This window comes from Methylobacterium sp. Gmos3 (assembly GCF_056430985.1).
The window spans coordinates 300,443-315,707 of sequence record NZ_JBWJYL010000007.1 but is presented as its reverse complement, the minus strand read 5'-3'; the positions used below and the strand labels follow the sequence as shown (position 1 = coordinate 315,707).

The 15,265-nt window shown below is 70.4% G+C and carries 18 protein-coding genes; 8 read left to right on the top strand and 10 right to left on the bottom strand.

Annotated elements, in window-relative coordinates:
* Positions 1-22 precede the first annotated feature (22 nt).
* The 4 genes from ACS5Q7_RS16750 to ACS5Q7_RS16735 all read right to left on the bottom strand — a co-directional run bounded on the left by ACS5Q7_RS16750 (position 23) and on the right by ACS5Q7_RS16735 (position 3,461).
* Positions 23-376, bottom strand: coding sequence for a hypothetical protein (locus ACS5Q7_RS16750; protein WP_478340427.1), 354 nt, complete (start codon positions 374-376; stop codon positions 23-25).
* Positions 377-441: 65 nt separating this feature from the next.
* A complete protein-coding gene (locus tag ACS5Q7_RS16745) occupies positions 442-1,122 on the bottom strand; it encodes a haloacid dehalogenase type II (protein WP_478340426.1) in 681 nt (226 codons plus the stop codon).
* A 49-nt stretch (positions 1,123-1,171) separates the two neighbouring features.
* Positions 1,172-2,698: a murein biosynthesis integral membrane protein MurJ gene (gene murJ / locus ACS5Q7_RS16740; protein ID WP_478340425.1), complete on the bottom strand. Its 1,527-nt coding sequence runs from the start codon at positions 2,696-2,698 to the stop codon at positions 1,172-1,174.
* A 163-nt stretch (positions 2,699-2,861) separates the two neighbouring features.
* Complete coding sequence (locus tag ACS5Q7_RS16735; RefSeq protein WP_478340424.1) at positions 2,862-3,461, bottom strand: superoxide dismutase; 600 nt, start codon at positions 3,459-3,461, stop codon at positions 2,862-2,864.
* Between the two features lie 194 nt (positions 3,462-3,655).
* Between ACS5Q7_RS16735 and ACS5Q7_RS16730 the strand changes: the two genes are divergently transcribed.
* From ACS5Q7_RS16730 to ACS5Q7_RS16720, 3 genes are all read left to right on the top strand, one after another.
* Positions 3,656-4,405, top strand: a complete 750-nt coding sequence (locus tag ACS5Q7_RS16730; RefSeq protein ID WP_478340423.1) for a hypothetical protein — start codon at positions 3,656-3,658, stop codon at positions 4,403-4,405.
* A gap of 133 nt (positions 4,406-4,538) precedes the next feature.
* Positions 4,539-5,954 carry a lipopolysaccharide biosynthesis protein gene (locus ACS5Q7_RS16725; protein ID WP_478340422.1) on the top strand — a complete coding sequence of 472 codons (1,416 nt, stop codon included), beginning with the start codon at positions 4,539-4,541 and terminating at the stop codon, positions 5,952-5,954.
* Positions 5,951-7,159, top strand: coding sequence for a GNAT family N-acetyltransferase (locus ACS5Q7_RS16720; protein ID WP_478340421.1), 1,209 nt, complete (start codon positions 5,951-5,953; stop codon positions 7,157-7,159). The genes ACS5Q7_RS16725 and ACS5Q7_RS16720 overlap by 4 nt, the downstream gene beginning before the upstream one ends.
* A gap of 205 nt (positions 7,160-7,364) precedes the next feature.
* Here the strand turns inward: ACS5Q7_RS16720 and ACS5Q7_RS16715 are convergent, their stop codons facing one another.
* Positions 7,365-7,592, bottom strand: a complete 228-nt coding sequence (locus tag ACS5Q7_RS16715) for a hypothetical protein (protein WP_478340420.1) — start codon at positions 7,590-7,592, stop codon at positions 7,365-7,367.
* A 70-nt stretch (positions 7,593-7,662) separates the two neighbouring features.
* On the opposite strand from ACS5Q7_RS16715, the gene ACS5Q7_RS16710 reads away from it, so the two are divergent.
* Positions 7,663-7,839 (top strand): hypothetical protein, encoded by a 177-nt coding sequence (locus ACS5Q7_RS16710; protein ID WP_478340419.1) that lies wholly within the window; start codon positions 7,663-7,665, stop codon positions 7,837-7,839.
* Here ACS5Q7_RS16710 and ACS5Q7_RS16705 read toward each other — a convergent pair.
* Both ACS5Q7_RS16705 and ACS5Q7_RS16700 read right to left on the bottom strand, forming a co-directional pair.
* Positions 7,812-9,242, bottom strand: coding sequence for a protein adenylyltransferase SelO (locus ACS5Q7_RS16705; protein ID WP_478340418.1), 1,431 nt, complete (start codon positions 9,240-9,242; stop codon positions 7,812-7,814). The genes ACS5Q7_RS16710 and ACS5Q7_RS16705 overlap by 28 nt on opposite strands.
* Before the next feature lie 40 nt (positions 9,243-9,282).
* The gene (locus tag ACS5Q7_RS16700) at positions 9,283-9,759 is read right to left on the bottom strand and encodes a tRNA (cytidine(34)-2'-O)-methyltransferase (RefSeq protein WP_478340417.1); all 477 of its coding nucleotides are present in this window, start codon (positions 9,757-9,759) and stop codon (positions 9,283-9,285) included.
* Between the two features lie 133 nt (positions 9,760-9,892).
* On the opposite strand from ACS5Q7_RS16700, the gene ACS5Q7_RS16695 reads away from it, so the two are divergent.
* Positions 9,893-10,384, top strand: coding sequence for a PRC-barrel domain-containing protein (locus ACS5Q7_RS16695; RefSeq protein ID WP_478340416.1), 492 nt, complete (start codon positions 9,893-9,895; stop codon positions 10,382-10,384).
* A gap of 96 nt (positions 10,385-10,480) precedes the next feature.
* Positions 10,481-11,062 carry an SCO family protein gene (locus ACS5Q7_RS16690; RefSeq protein ID WP_478340415.1) on the top strand — a complete coding sequence of 194 codons (582 nt, stop codon included), beginning with the start codon at positions 10,481-10,483 and terminating at the stop codon, positions 11,060-11,062.
* Positions 11,063-11,071: 9 nt separating this feature from the next.
* Here ACS5Q7_RS16690 and ACS5Q7_RS16685 read toward each other — a convergent pair whose 3' ends face one another.
* Both ACS5Q7_RS16685 and ACS5Q7_RS16680 read right to left on the bottom strand, forming a co-directional pair.
* On the bottom strand, positions 11,072-11,707 hold the full coding sequence (locus tag ACS5Q7_RS16685; RefSeq protein ID WP_478340414.1) for a PilZ domain-containing protein: 636 nt from the start codon (positions 11,705-11,707) through the stop codon (positions 11,072-11,074).
* A 114-nt stretch (positions 11,708-11,821) separates the two neighbouring features.
* A complete protein-coding gene (locus tag ACS5Q7_RS16680) occupies positions 11,822-12,430 on the bottom strand; it encodes a PAS domain-containing protein (protein ID WP_478340413.1) in 609 nt (202 codons plus the stop codon).
* Between the two features lie 284 nt (positions 12,431-12,714).
* Here ACS5Q7_RS16680 and ACS5Q7_RS16675 point away from each other — a divergent pair, with 284 nt between their 5' ends.
* Together ACS5Q7_RS16675 and ACS5Q7_RS16670 are read left to right on the top strand one after the other, a co-directional pair.
* Positions 12,715-13,533 carry a rhomboid family intramembrane serine protease gene (locus tag ACS5Q7_RS16675; RefSeq protein WP_478340412.1) on the top strand — a complete coding sequence of 273 codons (819 nt, stop codon included), beginning with the start codon at positions 12,715-12,717 and terminating at the stop codon, positions 13,531-13,533.
* Between the two features lie 134 nt (positions 13,534-13,667).
* Positions 13,668-14,099 carry a CBS domain-containing protein gene (locus tag ACS5Q7_RS16670; protein WP_478340411.1) on the top strand — a complete coding sequence of 144 codons (432 nt, stop codon included), beginning with the start codon at positions 13,668-13,670 and terminating at the stop codon, positions 14,097-14,099.
* Positions 14,100-14,145: 46 nt separating this feature from the next.
* On the opposite strand, the gene ACS5Q7_RS16665 is transcribed toward ACS5Q7_RS16670, so the two are convergent.
* Entirely contained in the window at positions 14,146-15,150 is a 1,005-nt protein-coding gene (locus ACS5Q7_RS16665; RefSeq protein WP_478340410.1) for a magnesium transporter CorA family protein, read from the bottom strand.
* Positions 15,151-15,265 lie beyond the last annotated feature (115 nt).

Below are 15,265 nucleotides of genomic sequence, written 5' to 3'. Positions count from 1 at the left end.
GGGTGCCCGCAGCCCGCCGCCCCTACTCGCAGACCTGCACGCGCTTGAAGGTGAAGTTCTCGTCGTCGAGCCACACCTTGCGGCGCTCGTAATGGCAGATCGGCCCGCGACGCTCGCGGACGATGACGGTCTCGGGCTCGTCTTCCACCAGCACCCGGCGCGGGCGGTACTCCGGCGGGGGCGGCGGCGGCGGGTTGTTGGCGCCGTTCACGATGGCGCTGCCGACCATGCCGCCGACGACGCCGGCCGCGAGGCCGCCGATGATCGCGCCGTTCTGCCCGTCGCGGGCGGTGGCGGGCATGGCGGTGACGGTGAGAAGACCGGCCAGCGCGAGGGCGCCGGCACGGAGCGTGGTGAAGGAACGGTGGACGGACACGCGAGAACTCTCCTGCTCGTGTTGAGCGGATGAGAGCGCGAGAGCCTTAATTTTGTCGGAAGGCCCTAAGCCGGCAGCAACCCGTCGAGGGAGCCGAGCACCGCCACCGGGGCGAAATCCGGGTACTCGTCGGGCAGGCCCTTCCGGTTGATCCAGACCGGACGGAAGCCGTAGGCGGCGGCGCCCGCGATGTCCCAGCGGTTGGAGGAGCTGAACAGCACCTCCTCGCGGCTCACACCGAAATGATCGAGGGCGATCCGGTAGGCGTCCGGGTGCGTCTTGAACATCCGCACCGCATCCACCGTCAGCACCGCATCGAGATGCCCCGCCAGCCCGGCCGAGGCCACCGCCCGCTCGATCATCGCAGTGTCGCCGTTGGTGAGGATCGCCGTCCGCAGGCCCCGTTCCCGGAGCGCCGAGAGTACGCCCGGCACTTCCTCGTAGGCATCGAGATCGCGATAGGCGTCGAGCAGCCGCTCGCGCAAACCCCGGTCCACCTCCGGGTGCCTGGCCAGTGCAAAATCGAGGGCGCGCTCGGTCAGCGTCCAGAACGGCTCGTAGCGGCCCATCAGGCCGTGGATCCAGCTGTATTCGATCTGCTTGGTGCGCCAGAGCTCGGACAGGGAAGTGGCCTGCGGGCCGACAGCGGCGGCGTGGCGCTGGACCGCCGCGTTGACGTCGAACAGCGTGCCGTAGGCGTCGAAGACCGCCGCGCGGATCCCGTCCAGAAGGTTCAAGTCGGACATGCGGTCTCCCTCGCATTCTCCGCCATCAACTCGGCCGGCGGTCCTCCGTTCACGCGCGGCGCAGGCGTAGGCCGAACAGGTGCAGCAGCCCGAGGAGCAGGCCACCATAGACCACGGCCCCCGCGATGCCGAGAAGGGCGAGCACCGCGATCTCCCGCCCATGGGACAGGGCCGGCACCAGCGCCTCGGCGACGGGACGGCCGAACAGGGCCACGCCGGTCAGGGCGAGGCAGGCGACCACCACCCCCGCGAGGGTCAGGCCGAGAGTCCGTCCCGGCGCCGTCCATCCCCTCCGCAGGGCGAGGCCGACGAGGATCGCGAGGTTGACCCACTGGCTCACCGCCGTCGCCATGGCGAGGCCGGTAACGCCGTAGGGGCCGGTGAGCCACAGCTTCAGCACCACGTTCACGGCGATGGCGGTGAGCGAGGCCCAGAGCGGCGTCTTGGTGTCCTGGCGGGCGTAGAAGCTCGCCACGGCGCTGCGCACCAGCACCACCGCCGGGAGCGCCAGCCCGTAGGCCGCAAGCACCGACGCGGCGCGGGCGGCGTCCTCGCCGCTGAATTCGCCCCGCTGGAACAGGGCGGCCATGATCAGGCCGGGGATCGTCAGGAACGCGACGGTGAAGGGCGCCGACAGGGCCAGGGAGAACCCCGCCGCCCGGTTCTGTGCCCCATGCGCGCCGGCCACGTCCCCGGCTGCGATGCGGCGGCTCATCTCCGGCAGCAGCACCGTGCCCGCCGCGATGGCGATGACGCCGAACGGAAGCTGATAGAGCCGGTCGGCGTAATACAGCGCCGAGACCGCCCCGGTCGGCAGCCAGCTGGCGATGATCGTGTCGGCGAAGGCCGCGATCTGGAACCCGGCCGAACCGATCACCGCCGGGCCGAGCACCGCGAAGAAGCGCTTCAGCGCCGGATCGAGGCGCGGCACGGCGAGGTCCGGCATCACACCCACGCGGCGGCAGCCCCACCAGAGCAGGCCGAACTGGAGCAGGCCCGAGACCGCGACGCCCCAGGCGGCGGCGTAGGCAGCGTTGGGGAACAGGGCCGTCAGGCTCAGGGCCGCCAGCATGGCGAGGTTGAGCAGGACCGGCGCGCCCGCCGCCACGGCGAAGCGGCGATGGGCGTTGAGGATGCCCGACAGCAGCGTCACCAGGGTCATGAACAGCAGGTAGGGGAAGGTGATGCGCGTCAGCGCCACCGCGAGCTGGAAACGCTCGCCCCCCTCCTCGAAGCCGGGCGCCAGGGCGTGGACCACCCAGGGCATCAGCGGCAGGGCGAGGTTGAGCAGCACGAGCTGCACGATCAGCATCAGCGTGAACACGCGGTCCGCGAAGCGCCGCGCGGCGCCTGTCGCCCCCGCCTCCTCCAGGGAGGCGTAGGAGGGCACGAAGGCGGTGTTGAACGCCCCCTCGCCGAAGATCGCCCGGAAATGGTTGGGGAGCCGGAAAGCGACGACGAAGGCGTCGGCGATGGGGCCGGCACCCATCACGGCGGCCATCACCACATCGCGGGCGAAGCCGGTCACACGCGAGACGAGCGTCCACCCGCCGACGGAGAGGATGGAGCGGATCATGAGTGGCAATCCGGGCGCGCGACCGGCTCGAAACGATTGTCGGAAATGGCCGCGCCCCCGTCTCGCCGGGTCGGCCCGGCGGGCGCATCAAGAACGGGTTTCGGCTTTCATCTCAAGGGCCCGGGCGCCACAACCGCAAGGCGCGGCGCCCGGAGGGATACGCTCAGGCGGTGGCCTCGGCGTACATCTTCTCGACGTGCTCCCAGTTTACGAGGTTCTCGATGAACGCCTTCAGGTAGTCGGGGCGACGGTTGCGGTAGTCGATGTAGTAGGAGTGCTCCCACACGTCGACGCCGAGGATCGGCTTCGCGCCGTGGACCAGGGGGTTCTCGCCGTTCGGGGTCTTCATCAGGGCGAGCTTGCCGTCCTTCACGACGAGCCACGCCCAGCCCGAGCCGAACTGCGTGACGCCGGCCTGGATGAAGTCGGCCTTGAACTTCTCGGCGCCGCCGAGATCCTCATCGATCTTCTTGGCGAGCGTGCCGGGAATGGCACCACCACCGTTCGGCTTCATCCACTGCCAGAAATGGATGTGGTTGTAATGTTGGCCGGCATTGTTGAAGAGCGCCTGATTCGTGTTGTAGGCGGCCTTCACGATCTCCTCGACGCTCTTGCCGGCCAGATCGGTGCCTTCGAGCAGCTTGTTGCCGGTATCCACATAAGCCTTGTGGTGCTTGTCGTGGTGAAACTCCAAGGTCTCCTTCGACATGTACGGCCCGAGGGCGTCATAGGCGTAGGGCAGTTCCGGCAGGGTGAAGGTCATCGTGTGTCTCCGTGCGGCCGGGGGCAACCGCATGCCCCCGGCGGGGGTCCCCGGGTTGACGTCAGGTACGTAAGTCGGGTCTGCGTCATCGGCAACGCCGGAAGAGCGGCGCGAACAGGTTTTGCAAAACCTGTGCAGCGCCTTATCGTGCCGGCCGATTTCGGGGCCCATTCCGCCCGCGTCCAGAGAGTACAATGATCGCTGCGCTGTTCGCGCTCGCCGCCGCCATGCTCATCACCGGGGTGATCGCAGTCGTCGAGGGCTTCCCCTACGTGCGTCTCGAGAGCGGGATGGCGATGGTCTACGGGGGCGCCGTCGTCGCCTCCTCCGGCATCCTGCTGTTCGGCCTCGCCGTGGTCGCCACATGGCTGCGCCGGATCGAGACCGCGCTGCGCGAAGCCCCGTCGCGCGTCGACAGCACGCCCGCCGAGGCGGCATCCGCCCCCGCTTCCGAGCCCGGCTTCGACCTGTCGGCCTCCGCCCTCTCGATCCCGGCGGCGGCGCCGTCGTCCGAACGCCCGAGGATCGAGCCGTCCCTCGGCGTCCCGTCGCGCGCACTGCCCGCCGAACCGGAACTGCCGATGCCGGGCCTCGTCGCACCGATCGTGCATCCGCCGGAGGAGAGGCCCGCCGAGGAACCCGCCAAGCCGGCCGAGGCGGTGGCGGACGCCGACGATCTGTTCGTGCCCGGGCGGCCCGAGCCAGTGAAGCCGGAGCCCGCACCGGAGCCGCCCCTCCGGTCGAGCCTCGATGCGGCGCCCGAGGCGAAGACCGAGCGCACGGTCGTCGGCCGCTACAGTTCGGGCGGCAACACCTACATGATGTACGACAACGGAGCGATCGAGGCGGACACGCCGAACGGCCGCTTCTCCTTCGCCTCCCTGGACGAGTTGAAGGCTTTCGTGGACGGCGGCGGCGAGGCGGGCGCGCGGGGCGCCGCCTGACCGCACCCGAGCGCCGCCCGGCACGGCATCTGCAGCGGAGAAGCGTGACCGACAGCTTCGCCCTCCGTTTCGACCCACGACGGCACGGACCCGCCCCATCCGGGGATTTGGGCCGCGCACCGAACGCGATGCCATGATCGCCCGGCACAGCCTGATCTATGTCGGCTCGCGCGGGATCGCGGCGGCCTTGAACATGGCCTCCGTGGCGGTGTTCACGCGCCTCGCGCCGACGGAAATCTACGGCAGTTATCTCTACCTGCTCTCGTGGGCGCTCGTGCTCTACGGCGCGACGTGCCAATGGCCGAAATTCGCGTTCTTCGCCCTCTATGACGAGCACCGCGCCTCGGCGCAGATCGCGACGGTGGTGCGCCTTCTCGGCGCCTCGCTGCTGCTCGCGGGCATCGCGGCCTCGCTCGCGGCCTTCCTCGGGTTGATTTCCCCCCAGGCGGCCTGGGCGATCCTGCTCCTGGCCCTCGGCTTCGTCCTGTTCGAGGGGTCCACCGAGATCGCCCGCACGCGCCTCGCGGCGGGCGCCGTGGCCGCCGCCGTCCTGTGCCGCGCGGTGCTGATGCTCGCCCTCGGCAGCGCGGTGCTCAAGGCGACGGGCGACCCCATCGACCTCGCCATGGCCATCGCGGCGGCGAACGCCCTCGGCGCCCTGCCGGCGCTGATCACCATCGCTCCGCTGATGCGCGGACGGGGGAGCCGCGACGAGGCCCTGCGCCTGCTGGCCTATGGCTGGCCCCTGGTCCTGTCCTTCGGCACGGCCGCCCTGGCCCAGAGCCTCGACCGCCTCATCATCGCCAAGACGGTCGGCCCGTCGGGTCTCGGCGCCTATGGCGCCATCGCCGACTTCCTGCGCCAGAGCTTCATCGTGTTCGGCGAGGCCCTGGCCCTCTCGCTCATGTCCATCGCCAAGCGCGAGGCGCGGATCGGCGGCATGGCGGCGGCGTCGGGCGTGCTCTGCGACGCCGCGAGGGCCATGACCGCCATCGCCGCCTTCGGCGCCGTATTCTTCCTGTGCTTCGACGACCTCGTGGTCACGATCCTGCTCGGGCCGGGCTACCGCGAGGAGGCGCGCCGCCTCGCCCCGGTCCTGATCCTGGCGAGCATCCTGATGATGTTCCGGTCGTATTACTTCGGGCAGGTCATCTACTTCACCCGGACCAGCCGGCTCGAGGCGGCGGCCGCCTTCGCCACGCTCGTGACGGTCGCCGCCGCCTCGCTGCTGCTGATCCCGAGGCTCGGTGCCATGGGCGCCGCCGTGGCCTTCGCGGGCGGACAGGCCGCCGCCTGCATCGTCCTCGTGGTCGGTGCGAAGTGGGCCGGCACCGCGATGCCGCTGCCGCTCACCGATATGGGCGGCATCCTCGCCGCCGCCCTCGCGGCGGGGCTGGCGGTGCTCGGCATCGGCCTCCTGCCCGGCGGGACGCAGCCGCCCGGACAGGCGCTCGGGATCCTCATCCTCGGCGCGGCCTTCATCGCCGTGGCGTGGCGCCTCGACATGCTGGGTCTGGCCGGAGCGATCCGCCGCCGGCTCGCGGCATGATCGCGCCCGCGCCGATGCCGGAGCGCCAGACGCCGGAACCCCGCCCCGCGTCGGCGACGGCCCCCCTGCCCGGCGGCCTCGTCGCCGCGATCCGGCCCCTCGATCCGGCCGCGCCCTGGGTGCCGGCCTGGGACGCCCTGGGCGCCCGCGCCCTCGTCGCCAACCCGTTCTACGAGGCGCCCTACGCCCTGGCCGCCGCGCCGGGCTTCGGCGCCGGCGTGCGGATGCTGCTCGTGGCGGACAGGCCGCCCGAGGAACCCGGTGCGCGCCTGCTGGCCGCGTGGCCGCATCGCCGGATCATCCGTCGCTGGGGCCTGCCCCTTCCGGTGCTGATGGGCTGGACCCATGGCTATGCGCCGCTCGGCATCCCCCTCCTCGACGGTGGAGACCCGGCTGGTGCCCTGGCGGCTTTCCTCGCCGCGCCGCGCGCCCTCGGCGAGCCGCCGCGCCTGCTCCTGCAGAATGCCCCCGCCGATGGCCCCTTCCGCAGCCTCCTCGACGGGGCGGGCATCCGGCACGAGGCCTATTGGGCGCATGAACGCGGGATGCTCGACGCCACCGGCCTCGGTCCGGCCGAGCGCGACGCCTATCTCGACCACCTGTCCGGCCAACGCCGCCGCAGGCTGCGCCGGGCGCGCCGCCGCCTCGACGCGGATGGGTCCGTCGCCTTTGACATGCTGGCCGATCCGGCCGCCTTCCCCGCCGCCCTCGACGCGCATGTCGCCCTCGAAGCGGCGAGCTGGAAGGGTCGCGCCGGCACCGCCCTCGCCCAGCGACCCGAGGAGGCCGCATTCCTGCGCGCCGCCGTCGCGGCCCTGGCGGAACGAGGGCGGGTCCGCATCGCGCGGCTGCGCCAGGGGGACAGGCTCGTCGCCTCCATGGTCCTGCCGCTCGCGGGCCGGGATGCCTTCGTCCTGAAGGTCGCGCACGACGACACCGACCCGGCCGCCGCGACGGGCGTCCAGCTCGTCCATCGCCTGACCGAGGCTGTGCTGGCGACGCCGGGGATCGACCGGATCGATTCCTGCGCCCCGCCGGATTTCGAACTCGCCACCCTGTTCTGGACGGAGCGCAGAGCCATCGCGCACCGGCTGGTGGAATCGGGTCGTGACCCGCTCTTTCCCCTCGCCGCCCGGCTGGAACGCGGGCGTGAGACTCTGGCGCGGCTGCGGCTCAGGCTGCGGGAGCGGCGGGCGAGAGGCTAGGGCGGCCTCCGATCATGTTGGTTCAGCCAGCTTTCTCCAGATCGTCCCCTCATCCTGAGGTGCGGCGAAGCCGCCTCGAAGGAGGGCTCCAGGGATCGCGCGGCAGGCTGGACCCCTCCTTCGAGGCCCGCTGACGCGGGCACCTCAGGATGAGGGGAGAGGGTGGGAGCCGCCTCACCATGATCGGTCGCTGCTCTCGGCACCCTCAGTCGCCTTCCTCGAACCGTGTGCGGTGGAACACTTCCCGGCCGGCGCCGTCGATCACCCGCACGGCCTGGGCCGGCTCGTCGCGCCGCTGCGGCACCCGCGCCCGGGCGAAAAGGCGCAGCGCCCTCTCCTGCGCCGTCTCCAGATTCGCCACGCGGACCGAGGTCCGGGTGACGACTTCCTCGCCATCCGGCCCGATCACTTCGATATGGAAAGTCTCGCGCAACCGGGGGCACCTGCTCTATGTGGGGCGCAACCGTCCATTCCGGTCGGCCATGCCGCAATAGGGGAGACGCGTGGATCCACTCAAGGCCGCCGCCGCCACCCTGTTCTGCCTCGCCCTGTTCTGGCTGGTCCTGCGCCTGACGCGGCGGCTGATGGAAATGGCCATCGCCGCCGGCCATGCCGAGGAGCGCCGCCGGATCGAAGCCGAGGCGCAGGCCGATCAGACCGGCGCGGGCGCGGTGCCGTAGGCATCCGCCATCGCGGCGATCCGCCCGAGCTTGGCCTCGTAGACCGACCAATCGTCCCGCTCCGCGATGGGGGCCCAGAGCGCCTCGACCTCATCGATCAGCATCGTGCAGGGCTCGCCCACGAAATACGGGTGGTCCAGCCTCGCCTCCGCCGACGCCTCGACGCCCTCGAGGGCGGCCCGCACCGGGGCGAAACCCTCGGAGGCGTAATGGCCCGCGCTCGGGCTCGCGGCGGCACGCTCGGCGCTGGCGAGGCCCCCGCGCCAATCGAAGAAGAACCGCTCGAACGGCGCCCGGCTGTCGCCGAGGAAGCGCCAGATCGCGGCGACGAGGCGGTCGGTCTCGGGCTGAGGCGCCGGAGCGAGGCCGAGCCGGGCGAACAGCGCCCGCGCGAAGCCGTCTTGCAGGGCCGGGCCGAACCCTTCGAGGGCCTTTTCCAGCCGCGCCTGCGGGGTGAGCGCGAGCAGGCAATCGGCCAGCCGGCACAGGTTCCAGAACAGGGCCTCGGGCTGGCGGCCGAAGCTATAGAGGCCGGATTGGTCGAAATACGCCGCCGTGAAGTTCGGGTCGAAGGCCGGCAGGAAGCGCCATGGCCCGTAATCGAAGCTCTCGCCGGTCACGTTGATGTTGTCGGTGTTGAGCACCCCGTGGACGAAGCCCGCCGCCGCCCATTGCGCGCCCATCCGCGCCACCCGTTCCGTCACGCTCTCCAGGAAGGCGGCGGCCCGATTTTCGACGCTGTCGCGCCAGAGTTCCGGCATGTGGGTGGCGATAGTGTGATCGAGGAGCTTGCCGACGTTCTCCGGCTGCTCCAGCGCGAGGAAGCGCTGGAACGTGCCGATGCGGATATGCCCATGCGAGAGCCGCACCAGCACCGAGGAGCGCGTCGGCGACGGCTCGTCGCCCCGGATCAGGTCCTCGCCGGTCTCGATCAGGCTGAAGGACTTCGACGTGTAGACGCCCAGCGCTTCCAGCATGGCGGTCGCCAGCACCTCGCGCACGCCGCCCTTGAGGGTGAGGCGCCCGTCGGCGGTGCGCGACCACGGCGTGGTGCCGCTGCCCTTGGTGCCGAGGTCGAGGAGCCGCCCGTCCTTCAGGTCGTGGAGTTGCGCGAAGAGGAAGCCGCGCCCATCCCCGAGTTCGGGGTTGTACGAGCGGAACTGGTGCCCGTGGTAGCGCAGCGCCAGGGGCTGCTCGAAGCTGCCCGGCAACGGCTCGAACCGGCCGAAATGCGCGATCCATTGCTCGTCGGTGAGCCCGCCGAGGCCCACCCGCTCGGCCCAGGGCTGGTTGCGATGGCGCAGCACCGTCGTCGGGAAGCGCGCCGGGGCCACGACATCGTAGAAGTCGGGTCCGAGATCGGCGTGGCGACGGGACGGGCGGGGGCTTGGCTGGTCCGGCAAGGCTGCTCTCTGTCGGGCGCGTCGGGCGATATCTGACGGGTCAAGCCCGCTCGGGGCGATCCGTTGCGTCCCCGACCTGACGGAGGGCTTCGCCGATGATCATCGCCGCCGCCACGGCGACGTTGAGGGAGCGCATCCCGGAGCGCATCGGCACCAGAACGCGGGCATCGGCGGCGGCGTGGACCGCCTCGGGCACGCCGGCCGATTCACGCCCGACCATCACGCAATCGCCGGGGCGGAAGGCGAATGCCGTGTAGGGCACGGCCCCGCTCGTGGTGGCGAGCACGAGCCGCGCCCCCGCCTCCCGCCGCCACGCCTCGAAGGCCGCGAAGGAGCGGTGACGGGTGATGGCGACATGGTCGAGATAATCGAGGCCGGAGCGGCGCAGGTGCCGGTCCGACACGTCGAACCCCGCCGGTTCAACGATCTCCACGGGCAGGCCGAGGCAGGCGGCCATGCGCATCATCGTGCCGGCATTCTGCGGGATGTCGGGCTGGTAGAGGGTCAGGCGGGGCATCGACCATGGGCTATCGCCGCTCAGCCGGCAAAGCGCAATGTTTTCAACATCGCGCGTGGAACCGGGCGCCGTCGCTGGCCCTTGAGCGGGCGTCGCAGCCGACGCGGCTGCCCGACCGGAAGGCTCCCGCACCATGCGCAACACGCTCGCGACCGTCGCCCTGGCGACGGCCCTCGTCACCGCCGCCCTCGTCCCGGCCCTCGCCCAGAACGCCGACACCCCGGCGGCCGGCGGTCCCGTGGCCGCCAAGCCGGCGACCCTCTCCGACGACCTGCGCCCGAAATTCGTCGCCCAGGCGCCCTCCGACATGGTGTCGAGCAAGCTCGTGGGCCTCAGCGTCACCAACGGCGCCAACGAGACGATCGGCCAGATCGCCGATCTCGTCCTCGACGAGAAGCAGCAGGTGAAGGCCTGGATCGTCGGCGTCGGCGGCTTCCTGGGGATCGGCGCGAAATACGTCGCCATCGATCCCACCGCGATCAAGGTCGCGCGGGGCGACAACGATACATTGAAGGCCACCATCGACACCACGAAGGATCAGCTTCGCGCGGCGCCGGAATACATCTACCTCGGCAAGGAGAAGCCGAAGGACGCACAGTCCGCCGAGCCCGCCCGTAAGCCCTGAGCCGGTCCGCATGGCCCGGCGGCGACGTGCGGGGTTGAAGAGTGGGTTGGTTCCGTGCACCACCCCGGCACACCAGTGCCGGGGTCCTTACACGCCATGCGCCGCGCCCTCATCCCGCTCCTCGCCTTCTGCCTCGGCCTCGTCGGCATCACCGCCGCCGCCTTCGTCATGCTGCGGCCGGAGGCGACATCCGTCGGCACCGCCACCGTCGGCGGCCCGTTCACCCTCGTCGATCAGGACGGGCGCACGGTGACGGAGAAGGATTTCGGCGGGGCGACGCACCTCGTCTTCTTCGGCTTCACCCATTGCCCCGACGTCTGCCCGACGACGCTCCAACAGATTTCCGACGTGCTCGCCGCCCTCGGCCCCAAGGGCAAGAACATGAAGGTCGCCTTCGTGACCGTCGATCCCGAGCGCGATGACCCTGCGAGCCTGAAGACCTATCTGTCGAGCTTCGATCCGCGCATCACCGGCCTCACCGGCACGCCGGAGCAGATCACCGCCGTCGAGAAGGCGTACCGGGCCTATGCCCGCAAGGTGCCGGACCAGAAGGGCGACTACGTCATGGAGCACACGGCCATCGTGTACGTGATGGACGCGCAGAACCGCTTCCTCGGCGCCCTCGACATCTCCCGCCCGGCCGACCAGACGGCGGCGGAACTTGCCAAGAAGATCTGAGCCGTATTCTTACAGGGTCATCCCCGCATGGAAGCGGTCGGGGGAGAGCGGCAGCATGAACTGCACGCCGATGCCGCCCTCGAACACGCGCACCAGCCGCCCGGGCGTACTGCCCACCGTGACGATGCTGCCCATGGGCGGGGTCGCGCTGCAGGAGATGGCCGCGCCCGAAAGCGAGATGTCGATGAGCCGCGCCGCGACCTCGCGGCCGTTCTCCAATTTGAGGATGACGCCGGGCTTGTCCGGCACGACACGCTCGTGGCTCCGGCCTTCGGGCAGGCCGAGAATCTCGCGGTTGGCGAGCCACGTGAGCTGAGAGGCGAGCTTGTCGCGCTTGCGTGCCGTCGCCGCGAGCCGCACCGCGAAGCCGCCGGCCGTGTGCCGGGCCACGACCCCTTCGATCCGGCCGATGAATTCGAGGTAGAGCACCACCCGCTCGCCGATCTCGCCCAGGACGGCGCAGGTCAGGCGGACGCCGCCGGGAGACATGTCCACGGTCTGGCAGGGGTATTCGCGCCGGTCGGACAGCATGTAGCGGCCGAGGACGGACACGCGCACGCGCTGGTGCTGGCGACGATCCGACGCCACGCCCACGACGGGGCGGCTTCTCAAAGTCTGGAGTGGGCCGGCATCCACCGCGATCATGCCTAGATCAGTCGCCGTATAAGCTTCGCTACGGCAACCCTAGAGATCACCAGTTACGGAAAGCCTTCACCGCTACGGTTCCTGTCGATCCTTTCGCGGATTGCTGCGCGTCAATCATGCACGGCCGCCGGGGTGGACCATCAGATGCCCGCGCCGAACTGGTGTGTCAGGCATCAGCACCCGGCGTATCCCCTCGCCGGGCCCGGACGCGGGCGGGCGGGCGCCGCGGCTGCGCGGTGCCAGGATTCGCAAGGAGGTGGTTTCCGCCCGCTCCACCGGCTTCAGGCCGAGCCAGGGCGGCGCGCCGACGAAGCTCAGCGCCCCGAGCGCACGGACATGCGGGCGGCCCCGATGCCGGAGGGGAAGGAGGAGGAGTTCGAGATCGACCCCCTCTTCCGCGCGGTTCACGCCGCGCAGGCCCGCCACGACGCCGAGCGTGTCGAGGGCGACCGTCTCCGCGAGGCGCCACGCATCGGCGGCCCGGTCGCCCCACAGGGCGGAGAAGGGCTGCCCGCGCAGCTCCCGGCCGTAGAGGGCACAGACCCGCGTTCCCGCGAGGCGAATGATCGCGGAGCGCGCCGGCACGTCGAGTTCCAGAATCAGGCTATCCGCCAGCAGGTGACGGATTTCGCCGGGCTCGATCTCGGCCCGCTCCGGCGCGGCACGATCACCGCGGAGCTTTTCCCAGTAAGCGTGAAGCAGATGACTCGTGGGATGCTTCATATCTGTCCCGGATCGGTACAAAGATGCCTCGTGGATGCCCGTTCCGAAACGCCTGAACGACGTTCCCGACCGCGCATCGGGCGGTTACCGGCCCATTCCGCAATCCCTATGCCCTCGGGCGCGCCGATGCATCCGACGAGTTACGCTTTGGTTAAGGTTGATCACCACTGAAGCGTGTGTCGAGTCGCACAACACAACGGGAAGAAGAGGTTGCGCCCTGCGGAATCGCCTTCTCACAGCAGAGTGGGCTTGTCCGCAACTCCCGCGTGCCAACATGTGGGGCGATGGACGCTTCGCCCGACCTCCCCCGCCAGAGCCGTGCCCCGGTTTTCAACATGCCGGGGGTGGTCACAGCCTCCATCGCGGTGCTCATCGCGATCCAGGCGATTCGGGAGTACCTGATCTCCGACGTCCGCGACATCGAGGTCGTGCTCGATCTCGCCCTGGTCCCCGCCCGCTGGACGGTGTGGTTCGACCCGAGCCGCGTCGCGGAGGTGATCCAGGCGGCCGGTTCGGGCGATGCCGATCTCGGCGCGATGCGCGAGGCCTTCGCGCGCTACGTCACCGGCCAGCAGAGCCTGGAGCCGTGGACGCTGGCGACCTACGGCCTGCTCCACGGCTCGTGGATGCATGTCCTGTTCAATTGCGTGTGGCTCGCGGCCTTCGGCACGCCCGTGGCCCGGCGCTGCGGCGCGTGGCGCTACGGCGCGGTCGCGCTGGCGGGCATCCTCGCGGGCGGCGTGCTGCACATCCTCGTCGACCCGCTGAGCGCGACGCCGCTGGTCGGCGCCTCAGCGGGCATCTCGGCCCTGATGGCCGCCGCCGCGCGGTTCGTGTTCCAGCCGCCGGCCTCGGCCTACGGCGCCCAGCCCTGGCAGGTCCCGGTGCACCGCCCGGCCGAGACGATCCCCGAATTGCTGCGAAACCGCACGGCGGTGTCGTTCCTGGCGATCTGGCTCGTGACCAACCTGCTGTTCGGCCTCGTCAGCCTGCCGCTCGGCGCGGAGAACGCCTCCGTGGCCTGGGACGCGCATCTCGGCGGCTTCGTCGCCGGCTTCCTGCTCTTCCCCCTCCTCGACAGGAAATCTCCCCCACGGCCGTGACCGGCGCCCTTGCCAGGGCGGTGGAACGGTCACACACTCCGGAACGATCGAGAGCCGGGACGAACCCGGCCGGATGTCGCAACCGGTGCGCCGGGGCTGACGGCGCACCCAACCGGCGAAAAAGGGAGGGGTCGATGACCGTCGCGCGTATCCTATCCGAGAAGGGGACTTCCGTGGCCACGGTGAGCCCGGACAAGTCTCTCGGGGACGTCATTCACATCCTGGCGGAGAAGCGGATCGGCGCCCTCGTCGTCGCGCATCCCGACGGGACGGTCGCCGGCATCGTCTCGGAGCGCGACATCATGCGTGCGCTGGCGCGGCTCGGCGCCGCCACCTTCGACGCCCCGGTCGGCGACCACATGACCACCACCGTCACGACCTGCAACCGCTCCACGACGATCGAGGACGTGATGGAGCTGATGACCAACGGCCGCTTCCGCCACCTCCCTGTCTGCGAGAACGGACGCCTCATCGGCATCGTCTCCATCGGCGACGTGGTGGCCCGCCGCATCGCCACCGTCGAGGCCGAGCATCAGGCCCTGCGCGAGTACATCACCACCGCGTGAGGACGCCGTCCTCCGGGGGGCGCTACGCCCCTCGGGGTCCCGCCCGCTACAGCCACTTCTTCCAGCGGAAGAAGGCGTAGGGCAGCACGGCCGCCACCACCATCATCACCACGGCCATCGGGTAGCCGAAGGACCAATCCAGTTCGGGGATGCTCTTGAAGTTCATGCCGTAGATCGACGCGATCAGCGTCGGCGGCATGAACACCACGGCCATGACCGAGAACAGCTTGATGATGTTGTTCTGTTCCAGGTTCACGAGGCCGAGGGTCGCGTCGAGCAGGAACTGGATCTTGGTGGAGAGAAAAGTCGCGTGCTCCTCCAGCGATTGCAGATCGCGCAGGGTGGAGCGCACGTCCTCGCGCAGGTCGCGGGGCGCCTTGTTGGTGCGGTAGGTCGCCGAGAGCGAGAGCAGGATGCGCTCCATCGAGACGAGGCTCTCGCGCTGCTTCGAGATCAGGTCCCCGTGCCGGCCGAGCGCCCGGAGGGTATCCTGCAGCGCGGTGTTGCGGGCGCTCGGGTCGTCCTGCACTTCGAAGATCGACCCCGACAGGCGGTCGATCCGCTCACCCTGGAGCTGGAGCACGTCCGCCGCCCGGTCGATCACCGATTCGATCAGCCCGGCGAGGATGGCGTCGCCGGTGGCGATGGTGGGCTGGCCGTTGCCCATGGCCCGCCCGGCCCGCTGCGCGAACATGCGGAACGATTGCGGCTCCTCGTAGCGGACGGTGATGAGCCGGGTCCCGCGCAGGATGAAGGTGATGCCGGCGAGCCCCGGCTCCTCCGAATCGCTGACCTTCGAGAGCACGCGCCCGGTCATGTAGCGGGCGCCGTCCTCGATATAGAGGAGTTCGGACGGCTCGATGTCCTTCATCTCCTCGCGGGTCGGCACCTCGATCCCGGCGAATTCCTCGACCTTCAGCTCCTCCTCGCGGGTGGGCCGGATCAGGTCGAGCCAGATCGTGTCCTCCGGGATCACGTCCTGAAGGTTCACGGCCCGGCGTTCGAGCAGACGCTGCCCGGCCTCCGTGGCGGGCTGATGGATGAAGATCACGCGGGAATCTCTTCAGGGACGCGGCGGCTGTGGCGGACCTCGCATCCCGCAGGCGAGCGGAAGGCGCAAGGGGCCGAGGGCATGTGGCGCCGTTTCTTGAAGCTTCAGTGACAGC